15 protein-coding genes and 1 pseudogene are annotated in these 14,164 nt (G+C 69.6%); 8 read left to right on the top strand and 8 right to left on the bottom strand.

Going from position 1 to position 14,164, the window contains the following annotated elements:
- The coding region (locus tag WA944_RS15425) for a hypothetical protein (protein ID WP_526373793.1) at positions 1-184 on the bottom strand (184 nt) is incomplete at its 3' end.
- A gap of 57 nt (positions 185-241) precedes the next feature.
- Here WA944_RS15425 and WA944_RS15420 point away from each other — a divergent pair.
- Positions 242-676 carry a zinc-binding dehydrogenase gene (locus WA944_RS15420; protein ID WP_526373792.1) on the top strand — a complete coding sequence of 145 codons (435 nt, stop codon included), beginning with the start codon at positions 242-244 and terminating at the stop codon, positions 674-676.
- A gap of 52 nt (positions 677-728) precedes the next feature.
- Here WA944_RS15420 and WA944_RS15415 read toward each other — a convergent pair whose 3' ends face one another.
- The 4 genes from WA944_RS15415 to WA944_RS15400 form a co-directional block, all read right to left on the bottom strand.
- Positions 729-1,211: a MarR family winged helix-turn-helix transcriptional regulator gene (locus tag WA944_RS15415; protein ID WP_526373791.1), complete on the bottom strand. Its 483-nt coding sequence runs from the start codon at positions 1,209-1,211 to the stop codon at positions 729-731.
- Positions 1,212-1,260: 49 nt separating this feature from the next.
- Positions 1,261-2,448: a lycopene cyclase family protein gene (locus WA944_RS15410; protein WP_526373790.1), complete on the bottom strand. Its 1,188-nt coding sequence runs from the start codon at positions 2,446-2,448 to the stop codon at positions 1,261-1,263.
- 176 nt (positions 2,449-2,624) lie between these two features.
- Complete coding sequence (locus WA944_RS15405) at positions 2,625-3,602, bottom strand: phytanoyl-CoA dioxygenase family protein (protein ID WP_526373789.1); 978 nt, start codon at positions 3,600-3,602, stop codon at positions 2,625-2,627.
- The gene (locus WA944_RS15400; protein WP_526373788.1) at positions 3,599-4,417 is read right to left on the bottom strand and encodes a class I SAM-dependent methyltransferase; all 819 of its coding nucleotides are present in this window, start codon (positions 4,415-4,417) and stop codon (positions 3,599-3,601) included. The genes WA944_RS15405 and WA944_RS15400 overlap by 4 nt, the downstream gene beginning before the upstream one ends.
- Positions 4,418-4,527: 110 nt before the next feature.
- Between WA944_RS15400 and WA944_RS15395 the strand changes: the two genes are divergently transcribed.
- The 4 genes from WA944_RS15395 to WA944_RS15380 all read left to right on the top strand — a co-directional run bounded on the left by WA944_RS15395 (position 4,528) and on the right by WA944_RS15380 (position 7,904).
- Complete coding sequence (locus tag WA944_RS15395; RefSeq protein WP_526373795.1) at positions 4,528-5,382, top strand: methyltransferase; 855 nt, start codon at positions 4,528-4,530, stop codon at positions 5,380-5,382.
- Between the two features lie 170 nt (positions 5,383-5,552).
- On the top strand, positions 5,553-5,786 hold the full coding sequence (locus tag WA944_RS15390; RefSeq protein ID WP_526373787.1) for a hypothetical protein: 234 nt from the start codon (positions 5,553-5,555) through the stop codon (positions 5,784-5,786).
- Positions 5,787-5,907: 121 nt separating this feature from the next.
- Positions 5,908-7,065 (top strand): acyltransferase family protein, encoded by a 1,158-nt coding sequence (locus WA944_RS15385; RefSeq protein ID WP_526609214.1) that lies wholly within the window; start codon positions 5,908-5,910, stop codon positions 7,063-7,065.
- Between the two features lie 251 nt (positions 7,066-7,316).
- The gene (locus tag WA944_RS15380) at positions 7,317-7,904 is read left to right on the top strand and encodes a VTT domain-containing protein (RefSeq protein ID WP_526373794.1); all 588 of its coding nucleotides are present in this window, start codon (positions 7,317-7,319) and stop codon (positions 7,902-7,904) included.
- On the opposite strand, the gene WA944_RS15375 is transcribed toward WA944_RS15380, so the two are convergent.
- Both WA944_RS15375 and WA944_RS15370 read right to left on the bottom strand, forming a co-directional pair.
- Positions 7,901-9,415, bottom strand: a complete 1,515-nt coding sequence (locus WA944_RS15375; RefSeq protein ID WP_526647093.1) for an FAD-dependent oxidoreductase — start codon at positions 9,413-9,415, stop codon at positions 7,901-7,903. The two genes, WA944_RS15380 and WA944_RS15375, sit on opposite strands and share 4 nt — an antisense overlap.
- A 35-nt stretch (positions 9,416-9,450) precedes the next feature.
- On the bottom strand, positions 9,451-10,254 hold the full coding sequence (locus tag WA944_RS15370) for a carotenoid biosynthesis protein (RefSeq protein WP_526373784.1): 804 nt from the start codon (positions 10,252-10,254) through the stop codon (positions 9,451-9,453).
- 86 nt (positions 10,255-10,340) lie between these two features.
- Between WA944_RS15370 and WA944_RS15365 the strand changes: the two genes are divergently transcribed.
- A complete protein-coding gene (locus WA944_RS15365; RefSeq protein WP_526609219.1) occupies positions 10,341-11,474 on the top strand; it encodes a glycosyltransferase family 2 protein in 1,134 nt (377 codons plus the stop codon).
- On the top strand, positions 11,471-13,018 hold the full coding sequence (locus WA944_RS15360; protein WP_526373579.1) for a phytoene desaturase family protein: 1,548 nt from the start codon (positions 11,471-11,473) through the stop codon (positions 13,016-13,018). Before WA944_RS15365 ends, WA944_RS15360 begins: the two co-directional genes overlap by 4 nt.
- Here the strand turns inward: WA944_RS15360 and WA944_RS15355 are convergent.
- Positions 12,921-13,610, bottom strand: a complete 690-nt coding sequence (locus WA944_RS15355) for a CDP-alcohol phosphatidyltransferase family protein (RefSeq protein ID WP_526373580.1) — start codon at positions 13,608-13,610, stop codon at positions 12,921-12,923. The two genes, WA944_RS15360 and WA944_RS15355, sit on opposite strands and share 98 nt — an antisense overlap.
- Before the next feature lie 45 nt (positions 13,611-13,655).
- Here WA944_RS15355 and WA944_RS15350 point away from each other — a divergent pair.
- Positions 13,656-14,164, top strand: a pseudogene (locus tag WA944_RS15350) (hypothetical protein); the annotation flags it as partial.

The raw sequence follows: 14,164 nt of genomic DNA, 5'->3' as shown, positions 1-14,164 counted from the left end.
TGCTGCCGCTGGATGCCGACGGTGCCGCCGCGGAGTATGTGCTCGCTCCGGCCGGTGTACTGGCCGCCGCCCCGAACTCGGTGGCGTTGGTCGACGCGGCGGCGCTCCCGGTGACGGGACTGACGGCGTGGCAGTCGTTGTTCGACATCGCGGGTTTGACGGCCGGGCAGACGATTCTGATCAACGGTGCCTCGGGGGCGGTCGGCGGGTACGCGATTCAACTGGCGAAGGAGGCGGGGCCGTGGTCACCGCGACCGCCAAGCCGCGTGACGCCGAGCGGCTGCGCGGCTACGGTGCCGACCGGCTCGTCGACTATCTGGACTACACCGCGTCGCCCCTCGCCGTCGAGGGCGCCCCCTTCGACGTGGTGCTCAATCTGGTCAGTACCTCGCCGGAGCAGACCGCGGCGCTCCTCGGCGCGGTCGCCGACGGGGGATTCCACGTCGGCACCATGACCGCCGGACCAGACCGCACCGAACGTGAGGTCCGCACGCAACGGGTGTTCGTTCGTCCTGACGCAGCCCAGCTCGCCCACCTGGTCGACCGCGTCGACGCGGGACGTCTGCGCATCGACGTCGCCGATCGTCGCCCGCTGGCGCAGGGCGCGGCTGTGCACGAGGACTCCGACGCCGGCCGGCTGCACGGCAAGACCGTCCTCGTTCCGGACAGCGAGTAACGTACCGCCACAACCATTTCCACATTGTGGTTCGCCAGCTCCCCGCATGCGCTCAGCGCGTGCGGGGAGTCCGTGCCGAGCGCGGCGGCAGTGACCGCACGTGTTCGCGAACCCGGGTCATGACGTCGCCCAGGAGCTGCACGTCGTGATCGGACAGCGAGTCGAAGAGAAGCTCGTGGACGACCTGGACATGGCCGGGCAGGACGTCGGCGACCCGGGCTCGGCCCGCGTCTGTGATGCGCACGATGGTGGCCCGCTGGTCGTCGGTGCTGGCGTCGCGGGTGATGAGCCCGTCCTTCTCCAGCAGTCCGGCTTGATGAGTCAGTCCGCTGCGGCTGTAGACCACCCGATCGGCCAGGTACGTCATGGTCAGCGGCTGCTCGGTGTCCACCAGGATGGCCAGGATCTGAAACTGCACATAGCTCAGATTCCCGTCGGCCCGCAGCTGCTGCTGCACGGCAAACTGCAGCATGCTGACCGCCTCGGTGAGCGCGAAGTACGTGCGCATCTGGCCGGGATCGAGGGTATCGGGCACCGGCCGAGCATATGCTGCGATGTCGAAACAACAGCTCCAACCGGTGTGGTCAGGACAATGTCGCCGAATCGTTGGCGTGCAGCGGGGGGCGTAGGGCCGAGGTGACGAGGTGGCGACGCAACCGGCCGTCGGACCTCTGGAAGAGGCTGGTCAGTGCTGCGACGTTGGCCTGTACGTCATCGCGGGCGGTGAGGTAGGTCCAACGGTGGGAGTCGTCCAGGGCGAAGAACTGCTCGAAGAAGCCCGGGACATCGGCAGGGCGCATCCGCAGCAGCGCCTCCAGGCCGATCCGCCGAAAGTGGTGGACCACCCGCGCGTCGAGCGGCCAGACGATCTTCCGGGCTGCCGCCAACGCCCTGTCCGGGCCGTCCGGCAGGTGCGCGGCGAGTGAGGTGGCCACCTGCGGAGCGAGTTGCAGGGATGCAGCCAGGCTGAACCCGGTCGCCGGATGGATCAACGGCGCGGCAGCGCCGAACCCGAGCACACCGGACCCGCGGTGTCGCGGGTGGTCCACCCGGAACGAGACCTTCTCCGAACGCGCGTCCGCCGGGGGGTGGACGCCGTGATGGGCAAGCCGGGCGTGCAACCGTCGACGCAGCGTCGGCAGCGGCAGCCCCGGCCGCCGCGCCAGCGAGGTCTCCTCGACCAGCACCTGGCCCCCGCCGAGCGGCACCACGTAGAGAAACGTCGGCCAGCCGGTCTCGCCGTGATCGGTGCGCCAGTCCATGAACAATGCGTCCCCGGGCCCGATCAACCGCGCGGCCGCTGCTTCGTCGATGATCAGCCCGTACGCGGTCTGCGCAGCAGCGGCACGGCGCGACGATGTCGGATCCAGCGGGCGCGCCCGTCCCCCGGCGTCGACCACGACGGAGGCCCGCAGATGTGACCCATCGGCCAACGTGACGACGCCGACCTCCGGTGACCCGACCGCGCGCCCGGCATGGATCTGCACCCCGGTCAGCCGGTCGGCGAGGTGTGCCTGCAGCGCGGGCACGTCCAGGACGGCGTAGTCCCACCCCAACTGATGTTCTGTCAACGCGATCGCCCGGCCTGCAGCACGGGCCGCAACGACGCCGGCCGGCAGGTCGACCGGCAGCTCCGGGCTCCACATCCCGTAGGTCGCCGTCCACGGACGCTCCGGGGCCGGGTCGAGCAGTCCCGTCGCCAGCCCGAGGCGACCGCACGCCCCCGCCAAGGCCATCCCCGCGGGCCCGCCCCCGACCACCAATACGTCCATTCGTCCCATGTTGCCCTTCGTCGGTCCGTCCTACTGCGGTCGGATCCGTCCACCACGGATCATTGAGGCGACGGCGGCATGCAGGCGATCCTCGGACAGCGGTGTTGGCCGACGACGAGGCACCCTGAGATCCTCGACCTGCAAGCGGCTCGAGGTCGGCGATCAATCCGACCGGATCATGCCTCCGGCCGGGCCAGCAGCGGGTTGCAGGTACTGGCCACAACCTGCCCCGGCTCGGCACCGGGGATGAACTTGCGCCAGTCGCCGCTGACCATGGTGGGGCTGGGCACCACCCGGATGCCGTCGGCGAAGTACGTCGTGGCCAGCACGACGCGTGCGGTGGTGGTCCGGTTCGCGCCGGCACTGTGGAAGCAGCCGGCGGCGTGGAAGCTCACCTCGCCCGCCGCGAACGGCCCGTCTTCGACCGGGATCGCGTGTGCGCGAAGGATTTCCGAAACGCCACGGTCGTACGATGTTCCGTGCTTGTCGAACTCGAGGTCGGCCACCAGCGTTGCGACGTCGGCACCAAGGGCGAAGGCCAATGGACCCATCTCGCGCGGGGTGGGCTGCACCGGGATCCAGGCCGTCAACACATCAGGTGAGTCCAGCGGGAAGTGGTGGGCGTCGTGGTGCCACGGGGTGCGCCCGGCACCGGGCTGCTTCGACAGGGCGTTGTCGTGATAGAGCCGTACCTGGCTGGTGCGCAGCAGCGCCGCCCCGATGCCGCCGATGCGTGGCGACAGGACTGCAGCGCGAATCAGGTCGTCCTCCAGCCACATCATCTCGCGACTCTGGAATCCGACCCCTGGGTCGACGGCCTCGTCCAGCAGTTCGCGCAGCCGGGCCCGCAGCCGCGCCACCGTCCCGGGAGTCAGCACACCGGGCAGCTTGACGAACCCATCCGATTCGAACTGCTGGACCTGCGCCGCGGTGACCGGGTAGGGCTCGGTGAGTTCGGCCGCCACGTCGTCGTCGGACGGCAGCGGTCCCGGATCGTGTGGCGGCGGGTCGACGAGGGGACCGTCGGGCACGGGGCCGTCGGCCAGCGACATGTACCAGTCCCACCACTGGTCGTTGCCTCGGTCCCATTCCACGGCGACGTCGGACGGCACACCTGCTGCGGTCGACTCGGACAGGTGTGGATTACGAATCATGATTGCTGCCAGGTGATCAGGTGGGCTTCGTGCTGGAACTCGTAGGCTCCGTCGGCGCTGCGGCAACCGGCCAGATACTCGCCCAGCACCTCACTGTCCTCCATCTGGTCCAATGACACCGCGTCGTCGAACGCGCAGCGTTGCAGGAACCCTTCGGCCACCGCACGATCGGACGTGCCGGTGCGGTAGGGCAGCACCTGGATCTCGACTCGTGCGCCGGCTGCGCGAAGTGCTGACGCGACATCTTCGGCGTCGGTGTAGGGCGTGGCATCGGGCGCGAACGAGGCCCGGTAGGCGTCGTAGAACGTCAGGTAGTGCGAGCGCGATGACGCCTGCGCCACAGCGCCGAACCCACCGGGGTGCAGCGCCGCAACCATTTTCGCGACACCGGCGCCTAGTTCGGCGGGCGGTAGGGCGTACAGCGCATGGGTGGCCCACGCGACGTCGTAGTCGGTACCGGTGAAGTCCTGCAGGAGCACTTCGTGCTCGCCCGCTGCGGCGAACGGCGGGGCCAGCGCCCGGCGCGCCTCGGCGATGCTGAACGCGGAGGGGTCGAGCAGATCGACGTCGACAACCGGGTGAGCGGGCAACCCCGCAGCGAGCAGTGCCGTCGGGAACTTCCCGCTCCCGCACGCCACGTCGAGCAGCCGGACCCGACCGTCGATCGCGTGTCTGGCCAGGTCGTCGCTCCACGGCCGGGCAGCGGCCAGTTGCCGGTAGTCTTCGGTGGCCAAGGCGTAGAACGCCTGCATCTCCGATCGGCCGGCTTCGCTCCAGTGGTCAAGGCTGCGCTGGGCGGTGTCGGGTCGGCTCACCGGTCCAGCCAACCACGGATTACGGGGGCTGTTTCTTACGCAACAGTGTCGGCCTCCAGGATCGATGGGTTCGCCGGCGTTTTCGGTGAACACTGGCGTCAGTGACAGTGATGGGGCTGCCCCTGCCTCTCGATGGACTACGGGCGCAGATCCTCGATCGGCCTGCGCTGCCGGCGCTGTCGCCGCAGCGGTACGCACACACCCACTCCTTGTACGAGGCGGCCAGCGATCAGCGACCGCGACTGCAGTCGTGGCTGACCACCGAATTGCCGCCGATGTTCCCCGGCCGCGATCCCGTGCGCGTCGTCGGCGTCGGCGTCGGTGACGGCAGCGTGGACGCGCCACTGGCCGCAGCGCTCGCCGCAAGCGGTCGCCGGGTGCACTACACCGGGGTGGAACCGCACCCACCGTCCGCGGCGGCGTTCACCACCCGGCTCGACGCGCTCGACGTCGGAGCGCTGACACCGGCAGTCGTCGTCGAAGAGTTCGCCGATCACGTCGCCGGTCCGCCCGCCGATCTGGTGCACTTCGTGCATTCGCTGTACTACGTCGCCGACCTGTCGGCGGCGCTGGACCACGGATTGAGCATGGTCAGACCCGGCGGACTGCTGGTGGCGGCGATCGCGCCGCTGCGGCCGCTGTGTGTGCTGACCGAACTGCTCTGCCCGTGGGCCGGGCAGAAACCGTGGTTCGCCGAGGACGTCCATGCGCAGCTCGAGCGGCGCGGGCTGACCTCGAGAACCGAAACCGACACCATCGTCGGACACCTCGATGCGCGCGAGGCATTGGATGATTCGCTCGGTCGCGGGGAGGCCGTGCTGGACTTCCTCATCGGAGCCCGTTCGCGTGCGCTCGGACCCGCCGCCCGCGAGCGGTTGCTCGACTACCTGCGCGAGATCTCCCTGCCTGGTCGCCCCGGCGTGCTGCCCCACCCTGTCGACGTCGTCGTCACCCGGGTTCCCTGAATCCACCGGCCGCGGTGAAATTTTCACCACCGCCCGGTGCAGCCGATCCGGTGTTCGAGTGACCGCGTCGTCGAAAACCGTTGAGTGATGGAATCAATCCCCTGCCTCTCCTGTTTGAAGGAGGAGTTCCGCCCGTCGACGGAGCTGTGCAGAGGAAAGAGGCGAGCTCGATGAAGAAGATCGGATTGGTAGGCATGGTCGCCGGCGCGATGACCGCAGCCGTGATCGGTTTTGCCGGACCAGCGCAGGCTGATGACAATGGGTTCGGTTTCGGTGGACGCGACGGCGGCTCAGACTTCGACTGGGGCTACGGATACGACCGTGATCACCGCAACAACCCATGGCGGGACAAGATCTTTCCGTCGGTGAAGGTGCCGCAGGTGGACACGTCGGTGCGCAACTGAGCGACTGTCGCGACACGAGGGCGTCCGCATCTGCGGGCGCCCTCGCGCTTTCCGCGGATCGGCCTGTGAACCATCCTGAAGTACCGTCGTCGCTGGCAGGTGATGACGGACGGAGGCGCCGGTGTGGTGGCGGAACACGGCAGCCAGGCTCGACCGGCTTGTTGCGGCGACGCCGGACTCGCGTGACCGGGTAGTCGACGCCGCCCGCGCTCTGTGCATCGTGGTGGTTGTGCTGTGGCACTGGACCCTGTCGGTGACCCACCGAACCGCCGACGGCAGCCTGGTGATGCCCAACCCGATTCATGCGGTGCCGGGGGCCTGGGTGGCGACCTGGGTGCTGCAGGTCATGCCGTTGTTCTTCGTCGTCGGCGGCTTCGCCAATCTGTCGGCCTTCGAGCGCGCTCGGGCAGTAGGGACCTCAGCTCGTGAGTTCGTCGGCGGCCGGCTGCGCCGGGTGCTCTGGCCCACCGCGGTGTGGGCCGCCGCCTGGCTGACCGGCGAGGCCATCGGGAAGGTCGCAGTAGCGGCCCAGCCAGCCGAACACCGGTGGATATGGCAGTGGTTCCCCGGCTATCTCATCCCGCTGTGGTTCATCGGTGTCTACACCGTGCTGATCGTGCTGGTGCCACTCACCGCCGCGCTGCACGCCCGCGCGGGTGCGACGACGCTGGCCGTGCTGGCGGGACTGGTTGTTGCCGGCACCGCCCTGCAACGCGGCGCGGGAGTGGGGTGGGTGGCCTGGATCACCGCCGCGCTCGTTTGGGTGTTCTGTCACCAACTCGGTTTTGCATGGCACGGTTGGCAACTCGGGCGTCGTCCGCTGATTGTTCGGTTGGCGATCGCCGGCGCAGGACTGGCCACCCTGGTCGGATTGATGCTCGCGGGTTTTCCGCGGTCGATGGTGGCCACCGTGGGTGCAGCAGAGTCGAACCTCTTCCCGACCAACGCGACCATCGCGGCGTTGGCGGTGTTCCAGCTCGGGCTTCTGGTTCTGATCACGCCGGCCGCGGACAGGCTGCTGCGCCGGCAGGTGTGGTGGAAGCCGGTGGTGGCTGTCAACGCGGTCGCGATGACGGTGTTCGTCTGGCACATGACCGCATACCTGGCGGTGTTGTGGATCTACGAGCGGGCGGGGGCCACGCTGCCGGCCGAGCCGACCGCGGCGTGGTGGGCGCAGCGCTGGCTGTGGCTCGTCGCACCGCTGCCGGTCCTGGCGTTGCTGATCGTGGTGTTCGGCCGCGCGGAGTTCGCCGCCCGCCGGCCGCGTCGACGGCTGTAGGGCTCGATTCACACCGGGTCACGATTGCGCGCGGGCTGCGGTGGCGGCTTGACACATGAACTGCATTTCGCCATTCTCGGGGACAAGGCGTTGCTCACTTCGCGCAGCAACCGTGTTCCCGCATCCACCGCGGAGACGTTTCGCGGCGCGCCCATCACTGTGCAACCACAGGTTCCCGTTCGGAAGGCTGGTCCTTGGAAACGTATTCCGCTGCCGAGTTGACCGGTATCGCCGAATGGACGGTCGTTCTCATGGAACGCCTCGGAGGCCTGGGTGCGGGTCTGGCCATCTTCATCGAGACCCTGTTTCCCCCCATTCCCAGCGAAGTGGTTCTCCCGATGGCGGGGTTCGCCGCGCGTCTGGGTGAGCTGTCGCTGATCGAGGCGATCGTCTGCACCACCGTGGCGTCGGTGCTCGGCGCCTGGGTGCTCTACTGGCTGGGTGCGCGGCTCGGCCATGAACGCATGCGAAAACTGGCGATGAAGGTTCCGCTCGTCGACGTCGAGGACATCGACAAGACCACCGCGTGGTTCGCTCGCCACGGAACCAAAGCCGTGTTCTTCGGCCGGATGTTGCCGCTGTTCCGCAGCTTCATCTCCATCCCGGCCGGCACCGAGCGCATGCCCTTGGGCGTTTTCACGACTCTCACGGCGCTGGGAAGCCTGGTGTGGAACAGCACACTCATCGCCGCCGGCTACCTGCTGGGCGCCAACTGGCATCTCGTCGAACCGTATACGGCCGTCCTGCAATACGTGATTCTGGTCGCCGCGATCGTCGCCACGGTCTGGTTCGTCGTGTCACGACTGCGCCGTAGACGGCCGGCCTACGACCGGGGCTAGCCTCGGGACTTCGCCCTGCCGAAACGCGGTACCCCTGCCAGCAAGCCGCGTTGCGGCACGCCGAGAATGGGCTCGGCCGCGACCCCCAGTTCGGCCAGGACGTCGTTGGCGGCCAGTACACCCGACATGGCAGACCGTTCCATGAGCCCTGAGAGATAGGGCAATTCGATGTAGTCGCCGGCGACGCGAAGCCCGCGTGCATCGGTTCGAACCCCGGGCCGGGTCCCCGCCGAACCCGGCGGGAACGCCGGCGCGGTCGCCTCGAGTTGGTCATAGGTGTGCAGGACGGTCGCGTCGGCCGTCTCGGGCCACAGCGTCGCGAGTTCGTGCCGCAACGCGCGCGCGGCGTCCGTCACGTCGTCGAGGCGGCAGGAGTACGAGTGCAGTTCGACCACTGACCCGCCGGTGGCGCCGGCCCACCGGACACTGGGCTCCTCGAACCTCGAGTACACGGCGATCGAGTCGAGGTTCGGTTGTCCGCTGACCGCGCTGAACGGGGGGCGCCCGGCAGCGACATCGCGGTCGAACCAGATCCTGCTGACCGCGAAAGGCGGTGCGACCCGCAGGTTTTGACACTGACGGACCAGCAGTGGCGCGGATCCCGCCAGAGGTGAGGCGGCGACGACGGTCTGCAGTGCACCTGGGTCGAGCGCCAGGACGAGGTGGCGTGTGGTCAACGCCTCTCCGTCGGCGTCGACCCGCCAGTTCTGACCGTCCGGCTCGACGGAGGTGACACGTACCCCGGTGCGTACGTCGGCACCGCGCCGTTCCAGGTAGTGCCGCAACGGGTTCCAGATCGCGGTCGCGTAGTCGGTGGCGGGGACGTCGAACCCGATGCCCTCGGGGTTGCCGAGGAAGTAGTAGTGGAACATCGCCACCAACTCGGCAGCGGACAGCTCCGCCTGATTGCAGAAGAACGATCGTGCGAACGCTTCGAACAACATGCTGCGGCTACGTTCGGTCATCCCGAACTGATCGAGAAAGGTGGCGGCGTCCATGTCGTCGAACTCGGCGTAGGTGGCGGCCCGGTCATAGGCGAGCAGCGCGCGGCCGGTGTCAGGGTTGGCCGCGGTGAGTTCCCGCCGCGTCAGGCTCTTGGAACGCAGCGCGAGCGCCAACAGGTTCAGCGGGGGTGCAGCAGGGAGCCCGGACAGATCTTCGGCAGGCCAACTCGCAGAGATTACCGGGTAGCTCTTCACCGGCGTGAGAAAAGCCAATTCGGGGTCGGCGCGCCGAAGGATGGCACGCCACGTGTAGTAATGCCGGAAGAACGCGTGGAAGCCGTGCTCGACCATCTGTTCGTCGCCGCCGGGGAGGCGTTCGGACCAGGCGCCCAACCGCCCGCCGAGGTAGCTTGCACCCTCCAGGAGCGTCACCGCGACCCCGCGTTCGGCCAGCACCACCGCCGCGGACACCCCGGCGATCCCACCTCCGACGACGACGGCCTCGGTTCCGGGCGGCACGTCGCGGGTCAGCAACGGGTCCGGCGTCACGAGCTTGCGGGGGCGCATCCGTAGAGGTGCTGCTCGACTGGTCATAGCATCGGTCACGTCGTGTCCTCGATCATCGGCTCGCGGCGGCGGGCGAACCGCGCCATGGAGATGGCAAACGGCACGGCGATCGCCCCCATCAGCAGGCCCCCGGTCACCGCGGACCCGGGCAATCCGAAGAACACCGCGTGCCCCAGCACCGAGGAGAAGTAGACCCACAGGTACAGCGTCGCCGCGGGCCATGACGGCGCGGCCGGCCGTGGCAACACCCAGTTGAGAAGCGACATCACCATCGTGGAGACCAACAGCCATCCGGCGTAGTTGGACAGCGGGATGCCGGGGATCAGGGGGAGCCCGTCCTGCGGGTCAGACCAGGTCCAATGGCCCGCGCCCACCATCTGCGGGTCGAGGAACACGTCCCACGCAGTCAGCGCGAACGCCGCCACGACCACCACGGCCAATCCGTTCTTGGCGAGGGTCCGCCCGACGACCAACGCCGGCCACGCCATCATCACCCAGGCCATCGGGACGACGACGGGCACCCCGACCAGTTCTGGACCCAGGGTCCCGGTGTAGGTGTACTGCCCGAAAGGAAAACCGGTCGCGACGCCGACCGACTCGGCGAGCAGACCACCCACGCCCGCCGCCGCGATCAGCGACAGAACGCCCTTGGCACCGTGCACCCGGCCGATGTCGGTGAGCGAGGCGAGGCAGAACAGCACCACGCTGGTCACCGTGACCGGAGTGCGCCACGGTTCGGGCATCAGCGGGTACAGGATCTGCACGGCGATGGCCGCCGCGACAAGCCCCCACACCACATGACGGGGACGCGTCGGCGTGATCGGCACCGCAACCGCCACGGTCAGACCTCCACAGTCACGATCGAATGCCAGCGTGAACCTGCCTGCCGGCGCTGCGGCATCGCGAGACTGCGTAGAGTTTGCAGGTGCCCGATGCGCGCTCGACGAAAATCCTACGCGTCGTCGTTGCCACCGGATCCGCGCTGTCGTGCCTGGGGACGGCACACGCGATGCTCAATCTGCGCATGTTGCGGCGTCCGCCGGACGTGCCGGAACCCGTCACCTGCGCGGTGTCTGTGCTGGTGCCGGCACGCGACGAGGCGCACCGCATCGGCGCGACGGTCCGGTCGCTGCTCGCCCAGCGCGGCCTCCCCGACGCCGAGATCTTAATTCTCGATGACGGTTCCAGCGATGGCACCGCAGATGTGGTGCGCGACGTCGCCGCCGGCGACTCCCGGTTGACGGTGCTGACCGGAACCGCACCACCACCGGGCTGGCTGGGCAAGCCGCACGCCTGCGCACAGCTCACCGCCGCGGCGCGGGGCGACGTTCTGGTGTTCGTGGATGCCGATGTGGTGCTGGCGCCGGACGCGGTCGCGGCGGCCGCGTCGCTGCTGCGTGGTCCCGAAGCGCCGGCGATGGTCAGTGCCTGGCCCCGGCAGGTCGCCGCGGGAGCGCTGGGCCGTCTTGTGCAGCCACTGCTGGCCTGGTCCTGGCTCACGACGGTGCCGCTGGCGATCGCCGAGCGCTCGCTGCGGCCGTCGATGGCGGTGGCCAACGGGCAGTTCCTCCTCATCGAGCGTGCTGCGCTGGAACGCGGCGGGGGGTGGCAGGCTGTCGCGGGCACGGTGCTCGACGACATCGGCCTGGCCCGTGCGGTGCGGGCGGCAGGCGGGCGCACCGCGGTCGCCGACGGCTCGGCGCTGGCGACGTGTCGGATGTACGACACCGGACGCGAGCTGAGCGAGGGATACCGCAAGTCGCTGTGGGCGGCCTTCGGCTCGCCGGCCGGTGGCCTGGCCGTCGGCGCCGCACTGGCGGTCGTCTACGTGCTCCCGGCCGTCGCGGCGGTCGCGGGATCACCGACCGGAGCCCTCGGCTACGCCGCCGGCGTCGCGGGTCGAGCGTCGGCCAGGCGGTGGTGCCGCCCGACGGAAGGGACCGGCGTGCTGGACGCCGCTGCCCATCCGCTGTCGATCGTGACGTTGTTGGCGTTGCTGGCATCCTCGTGGGTCGGACGGGTGCGTGGCACGCTGCGCTGGAAGGGGCGGGCGGTATGAGTCGGGTACTGGTCATCGGAGCGGGGTTGGGTGGGCTCGCGGCGGCAGCCCGGCTGGCTGCGCTCGGTCACCGGGTGACGGTGCTCGAGGCGGCGCCGACGGTGGGGGGCAAGCTCGGCGTGGTCGAACGCGACGGCTTCACCTTCGACACCGGCCCCTCGCTGTTGACCGTGCCCGAGGTGCTGACCGATCTGTTCACCGACACCGGAGGACCGGCTGAGCTGGTGTTGTCACGGGTCGACCCGGCCTGCGCCTACCGCTTCGCCGACGGCACCGAGATGACCCTGCCGCACGATCCGGCTGCGGTGCCGGCGGCGATCGACGAAGCGTTGGGGCACGGGGCGGGGGAGTCGTGGCGACGCCTGCACGAAGATTCCCGTCGGGTGTGGGACCTCGTCGGCGAACCCGTGCTGCGGCAGCCGGTTTCGCTGGGAGCGCTGGTTCGGATGAGCGCCAGTCCGGCTGATCTCAAGGCGGTCGCGCCGTGGCGGACCATCGACGGTCTCGGACGCCGGGCACTGCCCGACCCGCGGCTGCGGATGTGGCTCAACCGCTATGCGACGTATTCGGGATCCGATCCGCGCCGCACGCCGGCAGTGCTCGCGGTGTCGGCGTTCGTCGAGCAGGAGTTCGGCGCGTGGTACGTACCCGGCGGGCTGCGGTGCAGCGTCGACGCCCTCGCAGATCGGTGCCGGGAACTCGGCGTCGAGATCCGAACGGGCACAAGGGTCGAGGCCGTACTGGTGTCGGGTGGCCGGGCGTGCGGGGTACGCGCCGACGGAGGCCAGCTCTCGGCCGACGTGGTTGTGAGCGACGCCGACGCCGCCACGCTCTACGAGCAGCTGCTGCCTGCCGGCACCGCGCGGTCGGTGCGACGGCTGCACCGCCGTCCCCGTTCGATGGCCGGGTTCGCGATCCTGCTCGGGTTGTCCGGCCGGGTTCCCGGCGCCGCCCACCGGGTCTACTTCCCGCGCGACTACGACGCGGAGTTCGACGCGATCTTCGGCAAGCAGCCGCGCCCCGTCGTCGATCCCACCGTGTACGTGCACGCACCTGACGACCCGGCGCTGCGCCCGGACGAGGACTCGGAAGGCTGGTTCGTGTTGGTCAACGCACCGGCGCACGATCCCGGCCACGGCGTGGACTGGGACGCTGCGGGATTGCGCGACCGGTACGCCGACCACGTGCTCGACGTGTTGGCCGACCGCGGCGCCGACGTCCGACCACGCATCCGGTTCGCAGAGGTGATCACACCAGCTGACCTGGAACGCCGCGCCGGCGCTCCCGGCGGGGCCATCTACGGGACCGCATCACACGGGCCCAGGGCGGCGCTGCGCCGACCTGCCAATCGCAGCCCGCTGCCCGGCCTGTTCCTCGTCGGGGGGTCGGCGCATCCCGGCGGTGGCATTCCGCTGGTGTTGATGTCGGCAGAGATCGTCGCCGATCTCATCGGTCCTGCCGAAAAGTCGGCGGCATCGAGCGACGGACGCCGCGGAGCAGCTGCGCCATTCCGACGACTCCGACGACGATCCAGGCGACCGTGAAGACAGCTGCCCAGTTCCATCCCGTCGGCGGCACACCGGCCGGGAACACCGCGGTGCCGCCGGCCGCCAACGCGACGACGATCAGCCGTGTCGGTCGCTCGGCGACGGTGACGGCACCGACGCCGGGCATGCCTACCGCCTGTGCCCGCGCACGGAGGTATTCGAGCAGCATCACCAGCGTGACCGCGGCCAGCACTGCTGCCGGCGGGGCACCGAGGGCGTACAGAATCGCCCCCAGCAGCAGATCCCCGATGCGGTCGGCGACCGCATCGACGACTGCCCCGAGTGGACGGGCTCGTCCGGTGCGCAACGCGACCGCACCGTCGAGCCCGTCGAGCACGCCGGCAGCGAGAACCAGCGGCACGACCAGCAGGGGCCAGCCGGGACCGGTGACTGCCGCCCACGCCGCGACCAGGGTCAGTACCCCGGCTGCGGACAAGACGTCCGGGGGGATGCGGGTGACCGGACCGGCTGCCAGCGCGCGCACCATCCGCAACCAGCCTCGGACCACCGGCGACGGCCGCACGCCGCCGTGCAGCTCTGACCAGGCCGCGTCGTCTGCGGCGGGGTCTCCGGAATCGTCCGACGTCATCGCCTCAGCCTGCCAGCGCAACCACCCGCGTGTAGGGGAGATCCTGTGAGCCGTTTCCGCGAGTTCGCCTCTGGAGTGCGGAAGACGTTCCCGGGCAGTGACCTTGCGTTGTGGGCTGCCGGTGCGACGTATTTCGGCGTGATCGGTCTGGTGCCGCTGGCACTGGCGTCACTGTGGGCGGTGGGGGCGCTGGTCGGCCACGACACCGTCACCGCCGCGATGGACTCCGCGATCGCAGGACTGCCCGACGGGCACGGCACGCCGACCGCGCTGCGGACGCTGACATCGGTGGCCTTGTCGATGTCGTGGGTACAGGCCCTGGTGGTGCTGTTCCCCGCGAGCCTCTATGGCGAAGGGCTGCGGCGGGCGTTCGTCCAGATGTCTTCAGAGCGTGACACCCTCACCGGTTGGCGCGGGCGGGCGGGTCTGCTCGTCGTCGCGGCGGTGGCGCCGTTCCTGGTACTCGCGGTGCTGATGTCGGCGCCCTACATCGGTCCGCTCTTCGGCCGCGGGGGCTGGTCGCTGGTGTGGGGTGTGGTGGTCGCGTTCCACGT

Source organism: Mycobacterium sp. (genome assembly GCF_049683355.1).
Classification (GTDB): Bacteria; Actinomycetota; Actinomycetes; order Mycobacteriales; family Mycobacteriaceae; genus Mycobacterium.
This window is presented reverse-complemented; position numbering and strand designations above follow the sequence as displayed.